The organism is Kitasatospora sp. NPDC058162 (assembly GCF_042884005.1).
Classification (GTDB): Bacteria; Actinomycetota; Actinomycetes; order Streptomycetales; family Streptomycetaceae; genus Kitasatospora.
This window is the reverse complement of the sequence record NZ_JBHVUS010000005.1, coordinates 411,692-434,126: the sequence shown is the minus strand read 5'-3', so window position 1 is coordinate 434,126 and position 22,435 is coordinate 411,692. Positions and strand designations below refer to the sequence as shown.

Annotated in this window: 17 protein-coding genes; 6 read left to right on the top strand and 11 right to left on the bottom strand. The window is 75.2% G+C overall.

All coding sequences use genetic code 11. The features are described from left to right. Positions 1 to 5: 5 nt before the first annotated feature. Positions 6 to 1,457 (bottom strand): DUF6350 family protein, encoded by a 1,452-nt coding sequence (locus ACFVXG_RS13600; RefSeq protein WP_387927092.1) that lies wholly within the window; start codon positions 1,455 to 1,457, stop codon positions 6 to 8. Between the two features lie 132 nt (positions 1,458 to 1,589). Between ACFVXG_RS13600 and ACFVXG_RS13595 the strand changes: the two genes are divergently transcribed. Further along, positions 1,590 to 3,347: a LuxR C-terminal-related transcriptional regulator gene (locus ACFVXG_RS13595; protein WP_387927091.1), complete on the top strand. Its 1,758-nt coding sequence runs from the start codon at positions 1,590 to 1,592 to the stop codon at positions 3,345 to 3,347. Positions 3,348 to 3,425: 78 nt separating this feature from the next. On the opposite strand, the gene sucD is transcribed toward ACFVXG_RS13595, so the two are convergent. The 5 genes from sucD to ACFVXG_RS13570 all read right to left on the bottom strand — a co-directional run bounded on the left by sucD (position 3,426) and on the right by ACFVXG_RS13570 (position 10,525). After that, positions 3,426 to 4,310 carry a succinate--CoA ligase subunit alpha gene (gene sucD / locus ACFVXG_RS13590; protein WP_350503513.1) on the bottom strand — a complete coding sequence of 295 codons (885 nt, stop codon included), beginning with the start codon at positions 4,308 to 4,310 and terminating at the stop codon, positions 3,426 to 3,428. 18 nt (positions 4,311 to 4,328) lie between these two features. Further along, positions 4,329 to 5,501 (bottom strand): ADP-forming succinate--CoA ligase subunit beta, encoded by a 1,173-nt coding sequence (gene sucC / locus ACFVXG_RS13585; protein WP_387927088.1) that lies wholly within the window; start codon positions 5,499 to 5,501, stop codon positions 4,329 to 4,331. 303 nt (positions 5,502 to 5,804) lie between these two features. Continuing rightward, positions 5,805 to 6,986, bottom strand: coding sequence for a VWA domain-containing protein (locus tag ACFVXG_RS13580; protein WP_387927087.1), 1,182 nt, complete (start codon positions 6,984 to 6,986; stop codon positions 5,805 to 5,807). A 46-nt stretch (positions 6,987 to 7,032) separates the two neighbouring features. Then, a complete protein-coding gene (locus ACFVXG_RS13575) occupies positions 7,033 to 9,369 on the bottom strand; it encodes a DUF5682 family protein (RefSeq protein ID WP_387927085.1) in 2,337 nt (778 codons plus the stop codon). Positions 9,370 to 9,442: 73 nt separating this feature from the next. Beyond that, positions 9,443 to 10,525, bottom strand: coding sequence for an AAA family ATPase (locus ACFVXG_RS13570; RefSeq protein ID WP_387927083.1), 1,083 nt, complete (start codon positions 10,523 to 10,525; stop codon positions 9,443 to 9,445). A 190-nt stretch (positions 10,526 to 10,715) separates the two neighbouring features. Between ACFVXG_RS13570 and ACFVXG_RS13565 the strand changes: the two genes are divergently transcribed. Beyond that, a complete protein-coding gene (locus ACFVXG_RS13565; RefSeq protein WP_387927081.1) occupies positions 10,716 to 12,014 on the top strand; it encodes an SWIM zinc finger family protein in 1,299 nt (432 codons plus the stop codon). 35 nt (positions 12,015 to 12,049) lie between these two features. Further along, on the top strand, positions 12,050 to 13,666 hold the full coding sequence (locus ACFVXG_RS13560) for a DUF5691 domain-containing protein (protein WP_387927079.1): 1,617 nt from the start codon (positions 12,050 to 12,052) through the stop codon (positions 13,664 to 13,666). 80 nt (positions 13,667 to 13,746) lie between these two features. Here ACFVXG_RS13560 and ACFVXG_RS13555 read toward each other — a convergent pair whose 3' ends face one another. Further along, a complete protein-coding gene (locus tag ACFVXG_RS13555; RefSeq protein WP_350511272.1) occupies positions 13,747 to 14,154 on the bottom strand; it encodes a cobalamin B12-binding domain-containing protein in 408 nt (135 codons plus the stop codon). 342 nt (positions 14,155 to 14,496) lie between these two features. On the opposite strand from ACFVXG_RS13555, the gene ACFVXG_RS13550 reads away from it, so the two are divergent. Further along, complete coding sequence (locus ACFVXG_RS13550; RefSeq protein WP_387927077.1) at positions 14,497 to 15,297, top strand: M23 family metallopeptidase; 801 nt, start codon at positions 14,497 to 14,499, stop codon at positions 15,295 to 15,297. A 9-nt stretch (positions 15,298 to 15,306) separates the two neighbouring features. Here ACFVXG_RS13550 and pcrA read toward each other — a convergent pair whose 3' ends face one another. From pcrA to ACFVXG_RS13535, 3 genes are all read right to left on the bottom strand, one after another. Further along, on the bottom strand, positions 15,307 to 17,937 hold the full coding sequence (gene pcrA, locus ACFVXG_RS13545) for a DNA helicase PcrA (protein ID WP_387927075.1): 2,631 nt from the start codon (positions 17,935 to 17,937) through the stop codon (positions 15,307 to 15,309). Positions 17,938 to 18,019: 82 nt separating this feature from the next. Then, complete coding sequence (locus tag ACFVXG_RS13540) at positions 18,020 to 18,697, bottom strand: response regulator transcription factor (RefSeq protein ID WP_350503523.1); 678 nt, start codon at positions 18,695 to 18,697, stop codon at positions 18,020 to 18,022. Beyond that, complete coding sequence (locus ACFVXG_RS13535; protein ID WP_387927163.1) at positions 18,690 to 20,033, bottom strand: PspC domain-containing protein; 1,344 nt, start codon at positions 20,031 to 20,033, stop codon at positions 18,690 to 18,692. The genes ACFVXG_RS13540 and ACFVXG_RS13535 overlap by 8 nt, the downstream gene beginning before the upstream one ends. Before the next feature lie 263 nt (positions 20,034 to 20,296). On the opposite strand from ACFVXG_RS13535, the gene ACFVXG_RS13530 reads away from it, so the two are divergent. After that, positions 20,297 to 21,727 carry a PspC domain-containing protein gene (locus ACFVXG_RS13530; protein ID WP_387927073.1) on the top strand — a complete coding sequence of 477 codons (1,431 nt, stop codon included), beginning with the start codon at positions 20,297 to 20,299 and terminating at the stop codon, positions 21,725 to 21,727. Next, complete coding sequence (locus ACFVXG_RS13525) at positions 21,724 to 21,933, top strand: hypothetical protein (RefSeq protein WP_387927071.1); 210 nt, start codon at positions 21,724 to 21,726, stop codon at positions 21,931 to 21,933. Before ACFVXG_RS13530 ends, ACFVXG_RS13525 begins: the two co-directional genes overlap by 4 nt. A gap of 40 nt (positions 21,934 to 21,973) precedes the next feature. Here the strand turns inward: ACFVXG_RS13525 and ACFVXG_RS13520 are convergent, their stop codons facing one another. Then, the gene (locus ACFVXG_RS13520) at positions 21,974 to 22,258 is read right to left on the bottom strand and encodes a ubiquinol-cytochrome c reductase iron-sulfur subunit (protein WP_387927162.1); all 285 of its coding nucleotides are present in this window, start codon (positions 22,256 to 22,258) and stop codon (positions 21,974 to 21,976) included. Between the last annotated feature and the right edge of the window lie 177 nt (positions 22,259 to 22,435).

Sequence of the window (22,435 nt, the reverse complement as noted above, 5' to 3'; positions counted from 1 at the left end):
GCGGGTCAGTCGGCGGGGCGCCGACCGGACAGCCACAGCACCAGGACGTAAGCCCCGGCGCGCAGCCGCAGGACGCTCCGGTGCGTACGGATCGCGAGCCGGGCGTACGCGCCCCGCCCGGCCGCCGGGGCCCCGGCCGGGCCCGCCGCCCCGGACGGGTCCTCGACCGGATCCCCGGCCGGACCGTCGACCGGATCCCCGGCCCGGCCCCCGGCCGCCGCGGGGCCGAGCACGCGGTACCGGACCAGCAGGGCGCCCGGCACCGCCACCAGGGCGAGCCAGCCCGCCGCCGCCAGGCCCGTCCACCACGGCACCGGCCCCAGCCGGGCCATCCGCTCGGCCGCCAGCGCCCCGCCGGACAGCCAGCCCAGCACCGCCGCCCCGGCACCGACCAGCAGCGCGGCCGCCAGGGCCGCCGTCGCCGTCGCCGCGGGCGGCCACGGCTCGGCGCCGTCCGCCGCACCCCGGCCGCCCGCCGCCGCGCGGCCCAGCAGGACCGCGGGCACCAGCCCCGCCAGCAGCGGCAGCAGCAGCGCCGCCAGCCGCCAGCCGCCCGGGCCCTCCTGGGGCAGCAGGGCGAACAGCGGGAAGTCCGGCACCGGGCCGAGCCGCGTCCCGCCCGGCGACACCAGCGACCCGGCGCCGACCTCGAAGCCCGGGCCCAGCGCGTACGCGGCGCCCCACAGCACCGTGTTCGGCAGCAGCGCCACGGTGACCAGCAGCAGCCCGACCAGCGCGGCGGGCCCGCCCCCGAGCAGCGCCGTCCCGCGCCCGCCGCCGACCACCGCGTCCAGTACCGCCGCCACCGCCACCAGCACCCCGCCCGCCGCGACCAGGCCCGCCCCGGCCGCACCCGCCGCCCGGACCACCACGGACGTACCGCCGGTCGGCCGCCAGCCCGGCGGGAGCCGGTCGAACAGCGGCTCGGCGTCGATCCCCGACGGACCGACGGACCGTACGCCCGCCGCCGTCGCCAGCGCGGCCAGCAGGCCCACCACCAGCAGGTCCGGCAGCACCCGGCTGTGGAACAGCCCGGGGCCCGCGCAGTGCAGCGCGACCGCGACCGCCACCGCGCAGTACCCCGCCCACAGCGCCAGCGGGCCGCCCCAGCGCGAACGCAGCCCCCGCCGCGCCGCCACCGCGGCGCCCGCCCGGTACAGCCGCAGCACGGCCAGGGCACCGAGCAACAGCGGAGTGACCGTCAGCGGGGCGTCCGCGGCGCCGCGCAGCACCGGCGCGCCGTGCCCGAGCAGCCAGAGCGCACCCGCCAACCGGGTGGCACCGGCGGCGTCGGAATCCGCGTACGGCGTCGCCACCCAGAGCCCGAGCACCGGCACCCCGACCACCGCGAGACCGACCAGCGCCGTCCGCACCCCCGCCAACAGGTCGGCCAGCACCGGGCGTCCGCCCAATTCGCCCGACACTTCCAGGAGCGGACGGCCCATCAGCTGCGTCATGCGCCTCATGGTGCCAAGGCGACTCGCCATGCTCCGTGAACCGGCAAACCGCCGCCGTGTCCCAGATTATTGTCTTATGCGCCTTTTCAGACCCTGCCCCCAAGCCGCCACCACCCCGGCCCGGAGCGTCTGATGACCACGCCACCCACCCGCGCCACCGACCCGCTGGGGAAGCTGACCCCCCGTGAGACCCAGGCCCTCGCCCACCTGGCCGCCGGCCACGGCCTCGATCACACCGCCGCCGCACTCGGCGTCACCACCGCGACCGCCCGCAGTTATCTCCACCGGGCCATGCGCAAACTCGGCTGCCCCACCGAAGCCGCCGCCATCGCCCTGATCAGGACGGCACCCCCCACCGGCCCGGGCAGGCGCCCCCCGGCCGCCCCCACCGACAGCAACCGCACGCGAGTGGCCCCCACAGCCCCGGGAGAACGCAGCGGCATGACCAAGACCACCCCGACCGGCGGGAAACCCGGCACCGACGGCGACCGACGCCACCGCTCCCCCGGCGTGGGCACCGGCCCCGGCCGGTCCACCACGAACGGCGAACCCGGCGCCCCGGCGGCGCCCGGGACGGGCAACCAGCAGGGCCGGCGCCGCCGTCCGGCGGACGGCGCGCGCGGACCGCAGCCGAAGCCGTCCGCCGTCGCCGCTACCACTCCCGCAGTCGCTTCCGCGCCGGAGAAGCCCGAGAGACCGGAGAGACCGGAGAGACCGGAGCAGCGGCGCCCCGCCCGGCCCGAGCCGCCCCAGACGTCGCCCCCGGCCGACCTCCGGGAACCCGCGGACGCCGACCCCGGGACCACCCCCGAAGCCCGCGAGCGGATCAGCGCCGCCCTCACCGAGGCGGGCCACGGGCGGGACCTGACCGAGAGCTTCGAGGAGCTGTACGAGGCCGCGCACACACGGCTGGTGCAGCAGGTGTTCCTGCTGACGGCCTGCCGCCACCGGGCGGTGCACTGCGTGCGGCGGGCGTTCGGGGAGGCCCGGCAGGACTGGGGCGGGGTGGTCGGGTCGGGCGATCCGGAGGGCTGGGTGCGGGTGCGGGCCTGCGAGCTGGCGCTGTCGCCGTGGCACCGGGGCGGGCCCCGGCGGGCGCACGCGTGGACGCTGCCGCACCGGCGGATCCGGGTGCGGCCGGCCGACGAGGCGCAGTCGGTGCTGCCGGACCACGACCGGCTGACCGACCGGGACAAGGCGCTGCTGAAGGCCCTGCGGCGGCTGTCGCGGCCGCAGCGCCGGGCGCTGGTGCTGCACGACGGGCTGGGGCTGCCGGCGGCGGCGGTCGCGGTGGAGGTGGAGTCGACGCTGGCGGCGGCCGAGGGCCGGGTGTGGGCGGCCCGGGCGGCGCTGGCGCAGTGGGTGCCCGAGCTGGTCGGGCCGGATCCGGAGGCACCGGGGTTCCCGGACGGGCTGAGCGGGCTGCTGCACCGGGCCGCGGTGCGGGGCTGCCCGGAGCCGCACCGGGCGCCGGTGCCGGTGCTGCGGGCCAAGCACCGGCTGGGGACGGCGAGCCGGACGGGCGCCGCGGTGCTGCTGACGGTGGCGGTGGGCGGGGCGACGGTGGCGACCCTCGCGGGGCTGCGTCCGGCGGCACTGTTCCACCGGCCGGAGCAGCCCGTCCCCGCGCTCTGCGTGCCGGCCCCGACGGCGGAGGTGGAGGTACCGGGCGTGCCGCTGCTGCCGGGCGGGGCGCCGAACGGCATCACCAGCCTGTGGTGCAGTCCGACGCCGGGGCTGGAGGCGGTGGTGGCGGAGCCGCAGGCGCAGGCGGTCGCGCGCTGGGAGCTGCCGGTCGCGGCCCGGGGCGCGGCCCCGCCGCCGCAGCAGGGCCCGGCGGCCTGCCCGGCCTGGTCCCCGCTGCCGTGTTCCACCGGGCCGGGGCACTGACGCGCCGGTCGGCGCCGGAACGACGAGCGCCCCCGCCCCTCAGGGGGGCGGGGGCGCTCAGCGCGCGGGTGACCTGGGTCAGCCGGCGATGATCTCGCGGGCCAGGCGGGCGGTCTCGGACGGCGTCTTGCCGACCTTGACACCGGCGGCCTCGAGGGCCTCCTTCTTCGCCTGGGCGGTGCCCGAGGAACCGGAGACGATGGCGCCGGCGTGGCCCATGGTCTTGCCCTCGGGGGCGGTGAAGCCCGCGACGTAGCCGACGACCGGCTTGGTGACGTGCTCGGCGATGTAGGCCGCGGCACGCTCCTCGGCGTCGCCACCGATCTCACCGATCATGACGATGATCTCGGTCTCCGGGTCCTCCTGGAAGGCCTTGAGGGCGTCGATGTGGGTGGTCCCGATGACCGGGTCACCGCCGATGCCCACGGCCGAGGAGAAGCCGATGTCGCGCAGCTCGTACATGAGCTGGTAGGTCAGGGTGCCCGACTTCGAGACCAGACCGATCTTGCCCGAGGTGGTGATGTCGGCCGGGATGATGCCGGCGTTCGACTGGCCGGGGCTGATCAGGCCGGGGCAGTTCGGGCCGATGATCCGGGTCTTGTTGCCCTTCGAACCGGCGTATGCCCAGAAGGCGGCGGTGTCGTGCACCGGGACGCCCTCGGTGATCACGACGGCCAGGCCGATCTCGGCGTCGATGGCCTCGATGACGGCGGCCTTGGTGAAGGCCGGCGGCACGAAGAGGACCGAGACGTCGGCGCCGGTCTCCTTCATCGCCTCGGCGACGGAGCCGAAGACCGGGATCTCGGTGCCGTCGACGTCGACCGTGGTGCCGGCCTTGCGCGGGTTGACACCGCCGACGATCTGGGTGCCGGAGGCGAGCATGCGGCGGGTGTGCTTCATGCCCTCGGCGCCGGTCATGCCCTGGACGATGACCTTGCTGTCCTTGGTAAGGAAGATAGCCATGGTGTTAAGTCCCCTTCCTTACTTGTTGGCCAGCTCGGCGGCGCGGTCAGCGGCGCCGTCCATGGTGTCCACGCGCTGGACCAGCGGGTGGTTGGCGTCGTCGAGGATCTTGCGACCCAGCTCCGCGTTGTTGCCGTCCAGGCGGACGACCAGCGGCTTGCTGACGTTCTCGCCCTTGCTCTCGAGGAGCGCGAGGGCCTGCACGATGCCGTTGGCGACCGCGTCACAGGCGGTGATGCCGCCGAAGACGTTGACGAAGACCGACTTGACGTCGGGGTCGCCCAGGATGATCTCCAGGCCGTTCGCCATGACCTCGGCGGAGGCGCCGCCACCGATGTCGAGGAAGTTGGCGGGCTTGACGCCGCCGTGGTTCTCACCGGCGTAGGCGACCACGTCGAGGGTGCTCATGACGAGGCCCGCGCCGTTGCCGATGATGCCGACCTGGCCGTCGAGCTTGACGTAGTTCAGGCCCTTGGCCTTGGCAGCGGCCTCCAGCGGGTTGGCCGCGGCCTTGTCCTCGAGCGCCTCGTGCTCGGGCTGACGGAACTCGGCGTTCTCGTCCAGGGAGACCTTGCCGTCGAGCGCGATGATCTTGCCCTCGCCGGACTTGATCAGCGGGTTGACCTCGACGAGGAGGGCGTCCTCCTTGATGAAGACGGTCCACAGCTTCTGGAGGACGTCGGCGACCTGGTCGGCGACCTCGGCCGGGAACTTCGCCGCGGCGACGATCTCGGCGGCCTTCTCCGGGGTGCAGCCCTCGTTGGCGTCGACCGGGATCTTGGCGAGCGCCTCGGGGTTCTGCTCGGCGACGACCTCGATCTCCACGCCGCCCTCGACGCTGGCCATCGCCAGGAAGGTGCGGTTGGTGCGGTCCAGCAGGAACGAGACGTAGTACTCGTCCTTGATGTCCGCGGTCTGGGCCAGCATCACCTTGTGAACGGTGTGGCCCTTGATGTCCATGCCGAGGATCTGCTCGGCCTTGGCGACGGCGTCGGCCGGGTCGGCGGCGAGCTTGACGCCACCGGCCTTGCCTCGGCCACCCACCTTCACCTGAGCCTTGACGACGGCACGGCCGCCGAAGCGCTCCGCGATGGCGGCAGCGTCTGCGGCGGTCTCGATGACATCGCCGTCAAGCACGGGCACGCCGTGCTTGGCGAAGAGGTCCCTCGCCTGGTACTCGAACAGGTCCACGTGTTTGTCCTTGTTCGTGGTCGCGGATTGTGTCTCTACGAGCGTGCCACGGCAGGATCTTCGCTGCGGGTCGTCGAAGCGGTGCGGGTACGCAGAGGTACGGCCTTGCGGCCCACACAGCCACGGGCGCACACGTCAATCAACACGCGCGTCACGTCCGTCTGGCAGGTTATCCCCGTGGGACGGGACTGTTCCGCCCGGGGCCTGTCCGTCATGGGTGAGAACCGTCACAGATATCCCCCCGGCCGTCGGACTGACCCCGCGGTCCACCGATCGAGTGATTCACACGTTCGAGTGAAGTCGTCACACCCCCTGGTCAGCGCCCTTCATCAGCCGCTGCGGGATCGGTCGCTTCTCGATCGCCGCCGCCATGATCTCGGGGAAGGCGTCCGGGGTGCAGGCGAAGGCCGGGGCGCCGAGCGCGGCCAGCGCGGCGGCGTGGGCGTGGTCGTACGCGGGGGCGCCCTCGTCGGAGAGCGCGAGCAGCGCGATGAACTGGACGCCGGCCGCCTTCATGGCGGCGACCCGCCGCAGCATGCCGTCCCGGATGCCGCCCTCGTACAGGTCGCTGATCAGCACCACGACGGTCTCGGACGGCCGGGTGATCCTCGACTGGCAGTAGGCGAGCGCCCGGTTGATGTCGGTGCCGCCGCCGAGCTGGGTGGCGAACAGCACGTCCACCGGGTCGGTCAGCTGCTCGGTGAGGTCGACCACCGAGGTGTCGAAGACGACCAGCCGGGTGTCCAGGCTGCGCATCGAGGCGAGCACCGCGCCGAACACCGCCGAGTGGACGACCGACGGCGCCATCGAGCCGGACTGGTCGATGCAGAGGATGACGTCCTTCTTCACCGCGCGCTGGGCGCGGGCGTAGCCGACCAGCCGCTCGGGCACCACGGTGCCGTGCTCGGGCAGGTAGTTCTTCAGGTTGGCCCGGATCGTCCGGTCCCAGTCGATGTCCCGGTGGCGCGGCCGGTTCACCCGGGCGCTGCGGTCCAGGGCGCCGCCCAGGGTGGCCCTGGTCCGGTCGGCCAGCCGGCGCTCCAGGTCGGCCACCACCTTGCCGACCACGGCCCGGGCGGACTCCCGGGTGGTCTCGGGCAGCGCGTGCTTGAGCGACAGCAGGGTGCCGACCAGGTGCACGTCCGGCTCGACGGCCTCCAGCATCTCCGGCTCCAGCAGCAGCCGGTCCAGGCCGAGCCGGGAGATCGCGTCCTGCTGCATCAACTGGACGACGGTGGACGGGAAGTACTCGCGGATGTCGCCCAGCCAGCGGGCCACCTGCGGGGCCGAGCCGCCCAGCCCGGCACCGCGCCGGCCGCCGCGGGGCGCCCGGGCGCCCTCCTCCGGGGCGCCCCGGTAGAGCGCGGCGAGGGCGCCGTCCATCGCGGCGTCGCGGCCGCGCAGGGTGCAGCCGGTGCCGTCGGCCTCGCCGCCGAGCACCAGGCGCCAGCGGCGCAGCCGTTCGTCGGTCGGGGTCGCTGCCATCGGGTCCTCCTGGTACGGCGGATGGGTCGGGGTGGGCCGGCCGGGGTCAGGTGTCGCGGCCGGTGGCCTGGCGGGGGATCCGGGGACGGACCCCGAGCAGCAGGGCCAGCACCGGGACGGCCGCGTCGGCGCGGTCCGGGTCGAGGGCGCCGACCGCCTCGGGCGGCGCCGGGGCGGCGTCCAGCGGACCGGCCGCGACCCGGCCGCCGATGGTGGTGCGCACCCCCGCCTCCAGCCCGGCGAAGGTGCGCCGCAGCAGCGGCAGGACGTCGGTGAAGACCTCGCCGCCGACCCCGCTGAGCCACTCGTCCAGCAGGGCGAGCAGCCGGGGGTCGTGCAGCAGCAGGGCGCCGCCGCCGGTGAGGAAGCCCTCGACCCAACCGGCCGCGTCCGCCGGGGCGTTGGCCACCGACAGCACCAGCCGGAGTCGGCGGCCGGCCTCCTCGGAGTCGAGCCGGCCGTCGTCCAGCAGCAGCCGGACGGCGCGGCCGCGCAGCAGGCCGGGGGCGCCGGTGGCCGGCCCGCCGGCGGGCTCGCGGCGGGCCAGCGAGCGCAGGGCGGCGGCCCAGCGGTCGGCCAGGCCCTCGGTGCCCGCGGCGTCTGCGGCCGGGTCCGGGCCGAGCAGGGCGATCGCGCCGTGCACCTCGTCGATCCGGGCCCGCATCGCCGCCGCGCTCTCGGCGTCCAGACCGACGCAGGCGGGCGGCAGCCCGACGCAGACCCGCTCGGCCAGTCCCGCCGCGGCCCCGGCCAGCGCACCGTGGTCGGTGCCGCGCACGTCGCCGTAGCGCAGCGCCCGGACCAGCGCGGGCAGCGCGCCGGCCAGGTGCGCGACGTCGGTGTCCAAGGCCGCGCAGTCGGCCAGCACCCGCATCACCACAGGCAGCGCACCGGACAGCCCGGCCAGCAGGCAGGTCTCCACCAGGCCGGTCAGCTCGGCGAGTTCGACGGCCGCGCGGGCGGTGCCGACCGCCTTGCCGACGGCGGCCTCCTCCACCGTGGTGCCCCACTGGGCGGCCTCGGCGATCCGGACCGCGAACTCCGGCTGCCAGCACAGCCGCCAGCTCTCCCGGAAGGTCCCGGTGGAGTGGACCGACGAACGGGCCGGCACGCCCCACTCGACGCCCAGCAGCCGCAGCCGGTGCAGCAGCCGGGAGCGGGCCGCGTCGGTGTCCTTGCGCAGGTCGAGGTCGAGGTCCCGCGGCGCGGCCTCCGGCTTGAGCCGCAGCGAGCGCTGCAGCCGGGCCAGGTCGCGCTGCAGCGGCACCGCCGGGGCGGCGTCCGGCACCTCGCCGAGCGCGTCGCCGACCACCAGGCGGTCCCGGACGAGTTCCAGGGCGACGTCCGAGCCCTCGCAGAGCACCGCGCGGACGGCGTCCAGGGTCTCGGTCAGCCCGGCCAGCGGGCGGCCGCGCAGCACCGCGAGGGTCTCGGCGAGCCGGACCGCCTCGATCACGTGGGCGGAGGAGACCGGGTGGTCCTCGGCGCGCAGCAGTTCGGCGGCCCGGGTGAGCCAGCGCGGCACCGGGTCGCCCTCGGTGCTGAACAGGTGGTGGTACCAGCCGGGCGACTGGACGCCCGCGCCGTAGCCGGCGGCCTGGGAGAGCCGGCGGTGCGTCCACGGGATCCAGGTGATGTCCGTGCGCACCTTCTTCGGCAGCCCCGCGAGCAGCGCCCGGTCATGGGCGACGGTGGGCATGGCCGCCAGCGCGGGCACGTGGAAGGCGCCGCAGACCACGGCGATCCGGCGGTGCCCGGCGCGCCGGGCGGCCCGGATCTGCTGGCGCATGTGGGCCTCGCGCAGATCGTCCCGGCGGGACTCGCCGAGCCCCTCGGCGCGCAGTGCGGCCATCGCCTCGGCGACGGCGGCGAACGGCGCCAGCGCGTCCGCGCCCGGGGCGCGGTGCTCGACCACGTCCTCCCACCAGCGCTCCGGGTCGTCGTGGCCGGCGGCCTCGGCGAGCAGCGCCAGCGGGTCGGCGGGCAGGTCGGCGGCGGTCTCCTCGGGCTTCTCGGCCTGCTCGTCGGCCTGTTCCTCGGCGGCCTGCTCGCCGGCGGCCGGCGCGAAGCCGTACGCGGCGGGCAGGTCGATGAAGCGGACCGGCAGGTCGTGGTCCACGGCGTGGCGGATCGCCACCCACTCCGGGGAGAACTCGGCGTACGGCCAGAACGCGGCCCGCGACGGGTCGTCCACCGCGTGAGCGAGCAGGGCGACCGGCGGCACCAGGTCCTTCCCGGCCGCGAGGTGGACCACGGCGTCGGCCTCCGACGGGCCCTCGATCAGCACCGCGTCCGGCTGCCACTGCGCCAGCGCGGCGGCCACCGCCCGGGCCGACCCGGGGCCGTGGTGCCGGATGCCCAGCAGGGCGACCTCCGAGGTCACGCCTCCACCTCGCTTCGCTCGGCGGGCGCTCCCCGCAACCGGCACCTCACATCGGTTCGCTCGCTCCGCTCGCTCACGCCGTCACCTCGCGGGCCGCGCGGTAGAAGTCCTTCCAGCCGTCGCGCTCGCGCAGCACCCCTTCGACGTACTCGCGCCACACTGCCCGGTCCGCCACCGGGTCGCGGACGACCGCGCCGAGGATGCCGGCCGTCACGTCCCCGGCGCGCAGTACGCCGTCGCCGAAGTGGGTCGCCAGGGCGAGTCCGTTGGTCACCACCGAGATCGCCTCGGCGGTGGAGAGGGTGCCGCTCGGGGTCTTGACCTTCGTCCGGCCGTCCACGGTGAGGCCGGCCCGCAGCTCCCGGAAGACCGTCACCACGCGCCTGATCTCCTCGGCGCCGCCCGGCAGTTCGGGCAGGTCGAGGGAGCGGCCGAGCTGGCCGACCCGGCGGGTGACGATGTCCACCTCCTCCTCCAGCGAGCCGGGCAGCGGCAGCACCACGGTGTTGAAGCGGCGGCGCAGCGCGCTGGACAGCTCGTTGACGCCGCGGTCGCGGTCGTTGGCGGTGGCGATCACGTTGAAGCCGCGCACGGCCTGGGTCTCGCCGCCCAACTCCGGTACCGGCAGCGTCTTCTCGGACAGGATGGTGATCAGGCTGTCCTGCACGTCGGCCGGGATGCGGGTGAGCTCCTCGATCCGGGCGAGCTTGCCGTCCGCCATCGCCCGCATCAGCGGCGAGGGCACCAGGGCGTCCCGGCTGGGGCCGTGGGTGAGCAGCTGGGCGTAGTTCCAGCCGTACCGGACGGCCTCCTCGGGGGTGCCCGCGGTGCCCTGCACCAGCAGCGTGGAGTCGCCGCTGATCGCGGCGGCCAGGTGCTCGGACACCCAGGTCTTCGCGGTGCCGGGCACGCCGAGCAGCAGCAGCGCGCGGTCCGTCGCCAGGGTGGTGACGGCGACCTCGACGACGCGGCGCGGGCCGATGTACTTGGGGGTGATCCGGGTGCCGTCCGGCAGTTCGCCGCCGAGCAGGTACGTCGCCACGGCCCACGGCGAGAGCTTCCAGCGCTCTGGGCGCGGACGGTCGTCCTGCGCGGCCAGCGCGGCCAGTTCGCCGGCGAACGCGTCCTCGGCGTGCTGCCGCAGAACGTCGGTCATGGGGGCTCCTTGAGGTCGGCCGCCGGGTACACGGGTGCCCCGGTGGCAGGGTGATCGGGGGGAGCCAGGTCGGCGTCCCGGCCTGTGGGAACCACCTTGCAACGCGGCACTGACAACCGCCGGACGGGCGGCGGGCGGGCCGCGGACGGGCCGTCAGCCGCTGTCAGTGCCCCCGCCTACCGTCGGTCGCATGGAGGAACGCTGGAGCACCGAACACGTCCTGTCCCTGGCCCCTGACGCCGCGTCGCAGAAGGCCGCGGGCAAGCTGTCCTCGCCCGCGCCCTGGTCCGGGACGGGCACCGACGGCACCGCCCTGTGGGGCGAGTGCCGGGGCAGCGGCCGCACGCCGTACCGCACCGTGATCGAACTCGCCACGCCCGCCTACCAGTGCAGCTGCCCCAGCCGGAAGTTCCCGTGCAAGCACGCGCTCGGACTCCTCCTGCTGTGGAGCGGCGCCCCCGAGGCCGTACCGGCCGGCCCGCCCGCCGACTGGGCGGACGAGTGGCTCCGGGCCCGCCAGGAGCGGGCCGAGAAGCGCGCGAGCGCCCCGGTCGACCCGGAGGCCGCCCGCCGCCGGGCCGAGAAGCGCGCCGCCCGGGTCGCGGCCGGCGCGGCCGAACTGCGGCTGCGGCTCGCCGACCGGATCCGGCACGGCTTGGCCGACCAGTCCACGGCCGGCCCCTGGGAGGAGGTCGCGGCCCGGATGGTCGACGCCCAGGCCTCCGGACTCGCCACCCGGGTACGGGAGTTGGACACCCTGCCGGAGGACCGGCTGCTGGAGGAGTACGCACTGCTGCACCTGCTCGCCACCGCCGCCACCCGGGTCGACGAACTGCCGCCCGACCTGGCCGCCACCGTCCGCGCCCGGGTCGGCTACACCGTGGACGCCGCCGAGGTGCTCGCCGGGCCGACCGTCCGGGACCGCTGGCTGGTGCTCGGCAGCCGGGACACCGCCGACGAGCGGCTCACCACCCGCCGGGTCTGGCTGCGCGGCGCCAAGACCGGCCGCCCCGCCCTGCTGCTCGCCTTCGGCCGCCCCGGCCAGGCCCCCGACCTCGCCCTGCCCACCGGCCACCTGCTGGAGGCCGAACTCGCCTACCACCCGGGCGCCCGCCCGCTGCGCGCCGCGCTCGGCACCCGCTACGGCGCCCCCGGGCCCGGCCCGGCCGCCCCGCCCGCCGGGCTCACCGTCGCCGAGGCGGTCGCCGGGTACGGCACCGCGGTGGCCGACGACCCGTGGCTGGACAGCTGGCCGACCGTGCTCGCCGGGGTCGTCCCGGTCCGCACCCCGGACGGCTGGCACCTGACGGACGGCCACCACACCGTCCCGGTGCGCCCCTCGGCCGTCCCCGAGGCCGCGCTGTGGCGGCTGGTCGCGGTCTCCACCGGCCGCCCGCTGACGGTCTTCGGCGAGTACGGCCACCAGGGCTTCGCCCCGGTCACCGCCTGGACCGCCGAGCACCGCCCGGTCGGCCTCACCTCCGCCTAGGACATGGAGAACCCGACGTTTCAGGAGAACCGACGATGACCATCACCCAGGACCCGTGGGAGCCGCTGCGGACCAGCGCCCTGCTCGGCACCGACCGGCGCCCGCTCCCGGCCACCGCCCTGCCGCTCGCCGACACCGTGGACCCCTCCGACCCGGCCACCGCCCTGCTGGAGCTGGCCGCGCTGGCCACCGTCCGCCGCCGGGCCGGCGCCCTGCCCGTACCGGCCGCCGAGCCGCCCGGGCCGCCCGCACCCCGGGACCCGCGCCCGGAGCTGCCCGAGGCCGCCGCCCGCCGACTGGCCGTCCTGCTCGCCGGCCGCACCGGCGGCAGCGGCGGCGGCACCCTGGCCAACCTGGCCGAGCTGCTGCCGCAGTGGCTCGCCACCGCCCGGGACGCCGGCCTGCGGCCGCCCGCCGCCCTGATACCCGTGCTGCTCGACGCCGCCCGCGCGCGCAGCGAACTGCGCTTCGACGCCGTCGCGTTGGCCGGCCCGCTGGGCCGCTGGTTGGCCGCGCAGAACCCCGACTGGCGGTTCGTGCTGCGCACCGGCGCCGCCGAGCCGGCCCGGCAGCCGGACGACCCCGCCGACCACCGGCTCTGGCACGAGGGCCTGTTCGCCGAGCGGGTCACCCACCTCACCCTGCTGCGCCGCCGCGACCCGGCCGCCGGACTGGAGCTGCTGCGCGGCACCTGGTCCACCGAGCGCGCCGAGGACCGGCTGCTCTTCCTGGACGCCCTCCAGGACGGCCTCTCCCCCGCCGACGAGCCCTTCCTGGAGGCCGCCCTGGGCGACCGCAGCAAGAACGTCCGCGCCACCGCCGCCGAACTGCTCTCCACCCTGCCCGGCTCGGCGCTCGCCGGACGGATGGCCGAGCGGGCCGAGGCCGCCGTCCGGCTCGCCGACAGCGGCACCCACCTGCTGGTCACCCCGCCCGCCGAGTGCGACGAGCGGATGCAGCGCGACGGCATCGCGCCCAAGTCCCCCACCGGGCGCGGCGAACGGGCCTGGTGGTTCGGCGAGGTGGTGGCCGCCGCGCCGCTGTCGCTCTGGCCGGCCGGGACCGGCCTGACGCCCGAGCAGCTGCTCGCCCTGCGGGTCGGCGACAGCGTGGACGAGACCAGCAGCAGCTGGGCCGACGACCTGCGAGAGGCCTGGGCGCGCGCCGCCGTGCGCCAGCACGACGCGGACTGGGCGCGGGCGCTGCTCGGCCCGGCCCCCGCCCCGCCCGTCCGGGGCCCCGGGCGGGCCCGGGGCGCGCGGGTCACGGGCGCCCCGGCGAAGCTGCTGGCCGTCCTCCCGCCCGAGGAGCGGGCCGCCTGGACGGCCGCCTTCATCGAGGTGCACGGCCTGGGCGAGGCCTTCCAACTGCTCGGCGCCTGCACCACCCCGTGGACGCCGCCGCTGTCCACCGCCGTGGTGACGGCGCTGGCCCGGGCCGCCGCCTCCGGCGCGTACCCGTGGAGCCACAGCGGGGTGCTCGGGATGACGGAACGCTCGCTCGCCCCGGAGACGGCCGCCGCGGTGGAGGAGCTGGCCGCCGGGGCCTCGCCCGACTCCGCCTGGTCGGAGACCTTCGCCCGGCTGGCCGGGACGCTGCGCTTCCGGGCGGCGATGCTCGACGAGCTGCGCCCGGCCGCACCGGGGGCCTGAACACGCCCGAGCGGGCCGGTCCGCGACGGACCGGCCCGCTCAGCGGGTACCGACGTACCGAAGTACGGAAGTACCGAAGTTCAGCCCGCCGTCCGCAGGTTGGCCTCGACCCACGCCACCACGTCCCGGGTGGGCGTGCCCGGGGTGAAGATGTCCGCGACGCCCATCGCCTTGAGCTCGGCGATGTCCTCGTCCGGGATGATCCCGCCGCAGAAGACCTTGATGTCCTCCGCGTCGCGCTCCTTCAACAGCTCCAGCACCCGGGCGCAGAGCGTCATGTGGGCGCCGGAGAGGATCGACAGCCCGATGCCGTCCGCGTCCTCCTGGATCGCGGTGTCGACCACCTGCTCGGGCGTCTGGTGCAGCCCGGTGTAGATGACCTCCATACCGGCGTCGCGCAGGGCGCGCGCGATGACCTTGGCGCCACGGTCGTGACCGTCGAGCCCCGGCTTGGCGACCACCACACGGATCGGCCCCGACACACTCATCACTGCCTCCTGGACCTCGTCGTCCATCATCCGACCGGACCTCGTGGGCCCACGGGCGCGGTTGACGCGGTTAACGCTCGATAACCAACGACCTGAGGGGAGATTAGCGCCACCCGGCCCACTTGGCCGAGCCCCCTCCCAAGAGGAGGGCAAAGTCACAGGCCCAGGCCTTGCTACCAGTGAGTACTCCCGTCGGAGGGTCCTCCGTACGGGCACGGCGCGCCCCCCGTGCGCCCCCTTGACAACCGGAGGTTTTTCCGGGGTGTCGACCGTGGGGCTACAGTCACGCCTGTTTACCTCGCCCGACGACGTGACCGAGGCCCACCGAGGAGGCAGCCCCCGATGGCTCCCGAAGCAGCCGCCCGCCCGACCCGTGCGGAGCTGCGCCTCGCCGCCCGCGAACAGTCCCGTGCCCAGCGCCGCGGCGCCGCCAAGGCGGCCACCCGGGCCGCGCTGTTCCGGGTCGCGGTGCCCTCGGTGGCCGCGCTCGGGGTCGCCGGGGCGGCGGGCGCCGCGGTGGTCCAGGAGCAGGCCGACCGGGTGCCGCCGCAGGCCTCGGCGGCCGACGTCGCCGGCCGGACGGCCGCGCCGCTGACCGCCCAGCAGGCGCTCGCCCACACCGACCAGAGCCAGGCCTCGCGCGGCGACGCCCGCCAGCCGCTGACCGGCGCCCAGCCCGGCGACGGCACGCCGACCACGGCTCCCACCGCGACCCCGACCGCCCAGCCGACGCCCGAGCCGGTCAAGCCCAAGGTGGTCATGCCGGTCGCCCAGCACGGCCTGGGCGAGCTGTTCGGCGCCTCCGGCGAGCACTGGGCCAGGAAGCACACCGGCATCGACTTCCCGGTGGACGGCGGCTCGGAGGTGTACGCCGTCACCGACGGAACGCTGCGGACGCAGTGGAACCCGTTCTACGGCTACATGTCGATACTGAAGATGCCGGACGGCACCGAGGCCTGGTACTGCCACCTGCGGAGTTACAAGGTCCGCAAGGGGCCGGTGAAGCAGGGCGACGTGATCGCCTTCGTCGGCAGCAGCGGCAACAGCACCGGGCCGCACCTGCACTTCGAGATCAGGCCGGCGGGCAGCGGGCCGGTCGACCCGCTGCCCTGGTTCCTCGCGAACGGGCTGGACCCGAGGTAGCCGGGGTAACTACAGCTTCTCGACCGGCGCGTAGCGCAGCACCAGCCGCTTGCGGCCGCCCGAGCCGAAGTCCACCTCGGCCTGGGCGTTGTCGCCGGCGCCCGTCACGCCCACCACGGTGCCCAGCCCGAAGGTGTCGTGGCTGACCCGGTCGCCGACGGCGAGCGAGGCGACCTCGCGCTCCACCACCTTGCCGCCGCGCCGCACCGACTGCCCCCAGCCCGCCTTCGGCGAGGCCGAGCCGGACGACGAGGACGAGGAGCGCGAACTCCCGCCCCCGGACGAGGACTTGCCCCAGGACGAGCCCGAGGAGAAGCCGCGCTGGATCGGCGCCTGGGCCGCCCCCTTCCGCTTCCACTCGACCAGCGCCTCCGGGATCTCCTCCAGGAACCGCGAGGCCGGGTTGTAGGCCGGCTGCCCCCAGGCGCTGCGCAGCACCGAGCGGGTCAGGTAGAGCCGCTCGCGGGCCCGGGTGAGGCCGACGTACGCGAGCCGGCGCTCCTCCTCCAGTTCCTTGACCTGGTTGAGCGCCCGCATGTGCGGGAAGATCCCGTCCTCCATGCCGGTCAGGAAGACGACGGGGAACTCCAGGCCCTTGGCGGTGTGCAGGGTCATCATCGTGATGACGCCCCGCCCCTCCTCGTCGTCGTCCGGGATCTGGTCCGAGTCCGCGACCAGGGCGACCCGCTCCAGGAAGTCGGCCAGCGAGCCGACCGGCGGGGTGCCCTCCTCGTCGGCGTCCGGCCGCTCGCCCGGGTCCTGCTCGTACTCCAGCGCCACCGACGCGAGTTCCTGGAGGTTCTCCACCCGGGTCTCGTCCTGCGGGTCGGTGGAGGCCTGGAGCTCGGCCAGGTAGCCGGTCTCCTCCAGGACGGCCTCCAGCACCGCCGCCGGGCCCGCGCCCGACTCGACGACCTGGCGCAGCCCGGCCATCAGGACGTTGAACTTCTTGACCGCGTTGGCCGAGCGCGCGGCCATCCCGTACGCCTCGTCGACCCGCACCAGCGCCTGGGCGAAGGAGATCCGCTCCCGGGCGGCCAGCGCGTCGACCATCGCCTCGGCCCGCTCGCCGATGCCGCGCTTGGGCACGTTGAGGATCCGGCGCAGCGGCACGGTGTCCTCCGGGTTGGAGAGCACCCGCAGGTAGGCCAGGACGTCCCGGACCTCCTTGCGCTCGTAGAAGCGCACCCCGCCGACCACCTTGTACGGCAGGCCGACCCGGATGAACACCTCCTCGAACACCCGGGACTGCGCGTTGGTGCGGTAGAAGATCGCGACGTCGCCGGGCTTGGCCTCGCCCTTGTCGGTGAGCCGGTCGATCTCGTCGGCGATGAACTGGGCCTCGCCGTGCTCGTCGTCGGCGACGTAGCCGACCACCTTCTCGCCGTGGTCCCCGGCCGTCCAGAGCTTTTTCTCCCGCCGGTTGGCGTTGCGCTCGATGACGGCGTTGGCGGCGCTCAGGATGGTCTGGGTGGAGCGGTAGTTCTGCTCCAGCAGGATCGTGGTCGCGTTCGGGTAGTCCTCCTCGAACTGGAGGATGTTGCGGATGGTCGCGCCACGGAAGGCGTAGATCGACTGGTCCGCGTCACCGACCACGCACAGCTCGGCGGGCGGCACCTCGGCGAGGTGCGCGGCGGCCGGGTTCACGAACTCGCCGTCCACGGTGCGCTTGGGCGCGGCGGCGACGGAGCCCCCGCTCAGCTCGCGGACCAGCATGTACTGGGCGTGGTTGGTGTCCTGGTACTCGTCGACCAGGATGTGCCGGAACCGGCGGCGGTAGTGCTCGGCGACGTCCGGGAAGGCCTGCAGCAGGTTCACCGTCGTCATGATGATGTCGTCGAAGTCGAGCGCGTTGGCCTCGCGCAGCCGCCGCTGGTAGAGCGTGTACGCCTCGGCGAGCTTCTTCTCCATCGGGTTGGCGGCCTGGTCGGCGAAGGTCTCCTCGTCGATCAGCTCGTTCTTGAGGTTGCTGACCTTCGCCGTGAAGGACTTCGGCGGGAACTGCTTCGGGTCCAGGTCGAGGTCGCGGCAGACCAGCGACATCAGCCGCTGGGAGTCGGCCGAGTCGTAGATCGAGAAGCTGGAGGTGAAGCCCAGCACCTTGGACTCGCGGCGCAGGATCCGCACGCAGGCGCTGTGGAAGGTGGACACCCACATCGCCCGGGCGCGCGGGCCGACCAGCGCCTCGACGCGCTCGCGCATCTCGCCGGCCGCCTTGTTGGTGAAGGTGATCGCCAGGATCTCGCCCGGCTGCACCCCGCGGGCACCCAGCAGGTACGCGATCCGGTGGGTCAGCACCCGGGTCTTGCCGGAGCCGGCGCCGGCCACGATCAGCAGCGGCGAGCCGGCGTGCAGCACCGCCTCGCGCTGGGGGTCGTTCATCCCCTCCAGCAGCTGCGCCGGGTCCACCACCGTGCGCGCGGAGCCGTTGCGGTACCAGGCGTCCCGCTCGGTCTCGGCGGCATGGTCGGTGTGGAACAGCCCGTCCGGGATCGCCTCCTCGTACGCGTCGTACGGGACTTCGTCCTCGTACGGCGGGGGCTCCTCGTCGGCGGTGTCGACGGGCACGGCGGGCTGCTTCGACCCGGCGGCGGGTGCCTCGAAACCGGGGAGCGGGAGGTCGTCAAAGAGGCTACTCATGGCAATGACGAGTCTATGGCCACCCACCGACAAGCCCGCCCGCCCCGGGGGATCCGGGGCGGGCGGGCTCGGCCGGCAGGCGTCAGACCAGGCGGCGGGCGGTGGCCCAGCGGGTGAGCTCGTGGCGGTTGCTGAGCTGCAGCTTGCGCAGGACGGCGGAGACGTGGCTCTCGACGGTCTTCACCGAGATGAAGAGCTGCTTGGCGATCTCCTTGTAGGCGTAGCCGCGGGCGATCAGCCGCAGCACCTCGCGCTCGCGCTGGGTGAGCCGGTCCAGGTCCTCGTCCACCGGCGGGGTGTCGGTGGCGGCGAAGGCGTCCAGGACGAAGCCGGCCAGCCGGGGCGAGAAGACGGCGTCGCCGTCGGCGATCCGGAAGATCGCGTCGACCAGGTCGGTGCCGGTGATGGTCTTGGTGACGTAGCCGCGGGCGCCGCCGCGGATCACGCCGATGACGTCCTCGGCGGCGTCCGAGACGGACAGCGCCAGGAACTTCACTCCGCCCTGCTCGCCCATCACGCCGACCGAGCGGCGCAGCACCTCGACCCCGCCGCCGCCGGGCAGGTGGACGTCGAGCAGCACCACGTCCGGCCTGGTCTCGGCGACCACCCGGACCGCCGAGTCCACGTCGTCGGCCTCGCCCACCACGTCGATCCCGGTCACGTCGGTACGGCCGATCTCGGCCCGGACCCCCGTCCGGAACATCCGGTGGTCGTCCACGAGGACGACCCTGGCCGTGCGCCCCGGCTCTGCCTCAGTCATTCGTTCTCTCCATCTCCAGCTCGACCTCGGTGCCGCCGCCCGCCGCCGGCCGCACCCGCGCGGTGCCGCCGTGCCGCTTCATCCGGCCGATGATCGACTCCCGTACGCCCATCCGGTCCTCGGGCACCGTGTCGGGGTCGAAGCCGGGTCCGTGGTCGCGGATGAACACCGACACCGTCCTCCCCTCCACCTCGGCGTAGACCTGGACCGGTCCCCCGCCACCGTACTTGGCCGCGTTGACGGTCGCCTCCCTCGCGGCCTGCATCTGTGCCGCGATCTTCTCGTCCATCGGGCAGTCGCCGACGATGACGAGCTCGACCGGGACGCCGTGCCGGTCCTCGACCTCGGCGACGGCGGCGCGCAGGGTCTCCGCCATGGTGTCCGGTGCGGCCTCGGCGGCGGCCTCCGGGCGGTACAGCCACAGCCGCAGCTCGCGCTCCTGGGAGCGGGCCAGCCGGAGCACCTCCTTGGGGTCCTCGGCCCGGCGCTGGATCAGGGTGAGGGTGTGCAGCACCGAGTCGTGGATGTGCGCGGCGATCTCGGCGCGCTCCTGGGCCCGGATGCGGGCGGTGCGCTCGGCGCCGAGGTCCTGCCAGAGCCGCAGGCCGTACGGGCCGAGCAGCACCAGCACGCCGGCCAGCACCGCGAGCGAGGCCTCGATCACCGAGCCGAGGGTGGAGCCGCTGCCCTGCATGGCGAGCAGCGCGATGGTGCCGGCCACCGCGAGCAGCACGCCCGCGCCGACCCGGGTGTAGGCGCTGCGGCGCTTCTCGCCCTCCTCGATGCCGAACCAGCGCTGCCAGCGCGAGTCGTCGGCCTGCCGCCAGACCAGCGCGACGCCGACGCCGATCGCCAGCAGCGGCCAGGTGTACGGCTTGGCGGTCTGCCAGCCGAGCACGTTCAGCAGCGCGATCAGGCCGATCACGACCATGACCAGGGCGGCGAGCTGGCCGATGCCGCCCTGCCCGGTCCGGCCGCCGGGCCGGGCGCCGGCCTCGCCCTCGACCTCCGGGGCGGTGCCGACCGGCTCGCCCTGGAGCGCGTGCTGGAGCAGTTCGCGCAGCCGGCCGACCCACCCGCCGCCGCCCGGCTTGGTCAGCGGGGTGCCCGGCCGCAGCCAGGGCGAGGTCGGGACGTAGACGCCGTTGACGTTCACCCAGTGCGTGCCGCCGCGCTGCGAGGGCTCGCCGATGCCGATCGGCACCACGAACCAGAACGCCGCGTACAGCAGCGCTCCGATCCCCTGGGCGAAGAACAGCAGCACGAAGGCCAGCCGGACCCAGCGGACCGGCAGCCCGAGGTGGACCGCCAGGCCGTGCGCGACGCCGCCCAGCATCCGCCCCTGCGGGCTGCGGTACAGCCGGCGGTAGGGGGGCCGCCCGGCTGCGGGCGCGTTGGGGTCGGCGCCGGCCGACGCCGCGGCGTCGGGGGCGAGGGGGCGGGGATCGGTACCGGGTGCTGCCACGCCACCGATGGTTCCACGCGGGCGCCTCCGGGCGCATCAGGGTGTCGCCCCCAGTCCTCTCAGGGACAAGTCAGGGTAGGGACAGGGCCGTACCCGGTTGGGTCCGCCCGCCCCGGGCCGGAAGGATGGTGCCCATGACCGAGGACCACATCCAGGAGGCCGGGCCGACCGCCCCGCCGGAACCGGAACGCCCGCCGCTGACCAGGACCGAGCACCACCGCGTGGTGGCCGGTGTCTGCGGCGGCCTCGGGCGGCATCTGGACATCGACCCGGTGGTGTTCCGGGTGGTCACCGTGGTGCTCTGCCTCTCCGGCGGCCTCGGGCTGTTCCTGTACGGCCTGGCCTGGTTGATCGTCCCGACCGAGGACGGCGCCGACGGCAAGGGCCGCGGCGGGCGCACCGAGCTCCAGCGGGTGCTGACCGGCCGGGTGGACGGCCAGTCGATCGGCGCGGTGCTGCTGACCGTGATCGGCACCGGGGTGTTCTTCTCCTCGATGGGCGACGGCGACCAGCTGTTCCCGCTGCTGCTGCTCGGCGGCCTGGTCTTCCTGGCGGTCCGCTACGACCCGGAGCGCCGCCGCGGTCGCTTCCGCGGCCGCGGGCGCCGGTCCGGCGGCCCGTACGACCGCCACTTCCCCGACGCCGACGGCCACGGCTGGCCGCAGGACGAGGCCGCCCGGGCCCGGCACGCCGCCGACCAGGCCGCCGGGACCGTCCCCGCCGACTCCCCCGCGCCCGGCCCGAGCGGCTACCTGTGGGACCCCCGCCACCCCGAGCGCAATCCGTACGGCGCCGGCGAGCAGGGCGCCACCCCGCCCCCCGGCGCGGGCCCGAAGGTGCCGCCGCCCGGCGGCCCGGCCCAGCCCTGGTGGCAGCGCGCCGACCTCCCGGAGGGCGACCCGCTGCGCAAGGAGCGCCCGGAGCGCCGCCGCGAGCCGGCCGTCGTCCGGCGCCCCAAGGAGCGCTCGCCCCTCGGCTTCTTCGGCTTCCTGCTGGCGATCGGCGCCGCCACCGCGGTCTGGTCCGCCTCGGTCGGCCACACCGACGTCACCAAACTGAGCACCGTCGTGCTGGCCACCGGGCTGCTGGTGATCGGCCTGACCCTGCTGCTGGCCGCGAAGTTCGGCAAGGCCCGCAAGCTCGCGGTGCTGGGCCTGCTGACCACCCTGGCGCTGGCCTTCACCGGCCACTCGCCGCACACCGTGCAGGACGCCGTCGGCGACCGCTCCTGGACGGTCGCCACGGCCGCGGACCTCAAGGACCGCTACAACCTCGGCGCCGGCAACATCCGGCTGGACCTCTCCCGGCTGGACCCGGCGGGCGGCACCGTCGCCACCAAGGTCGACCTCGGCGCCGGCGAACTGGTCGTCACCGTGCCGGCGGACGTCACGGTGGACCTGGTGGCCCGGGTCGGCCTGGGCAACGTCACCGTCCCCGGCGACCGCAACGACGGCACCGGCCGGCACGTCTACCAGCTCGGCCCGCTGGACGGCCGCCCGTCCAAGGGCACCATCGATCTCCAACTCGGCATCGGCATCGGCGACATCAAGGTGGTCCAGCAGTGAGGAAGCACCGGCTCGACCTGTTCTCGCTGATCGCGGGCGGCCTGTTCACCACGATCGCGATCAGCTACCTGGTGGCGGCGCTCAACGACGAGACGGTGAACGGACGCATCGTCGTCCCGGTCACCTTCATCGTGCTCGGCGTCGGCGGCCTGGCCGGCGCGGTCGCGGCGGTGGCCCGGCGGAGCCGGACCGACCGGGACGAGTAGGCGGGCGGACGAGCGAACAAGCAGCGGCCGGTACGGTCGGTCAGCTCTGCTGCGGGCCCAGGGTCAGCTTGTCGCCGTCCTTGCTGACGCCGTACCGGGGCAGCGGCTTGACCGCCGGCCCGTTGACCACCGCGCCGGTCGCGGCGTCGAAGCGGGAGCCGTGGCAGGGGCAGTACAGCTGGCCGTTCTTCGGGGCGTCCACCGCGCAGCCGGAGTGGGTGCAGACGGCGGAGAAGGCGCAGTACTGGCCGGCCTTGGGCTGCACGATGTAGACGGCGTCCCCGGTGGCCGGGTCCTTGACCTGGGCCGAGCCGCCGACCGGCACGCTCGCCGCGGCGACCGTGGGGGCGGGTGCGCCGGCGCCGGGGGCCGGGGCCGCGGACTGCTTGGGCGCGGCCTTGCCGCCCCGGCCGAAGGTGCGGGTGAGCGAGCCGGTCAGCAGCCCGGCGCCGCCGATCGCGACCGCCGCGATGCCGCCGTCCACCAGCGCCCGGCGCTTGAC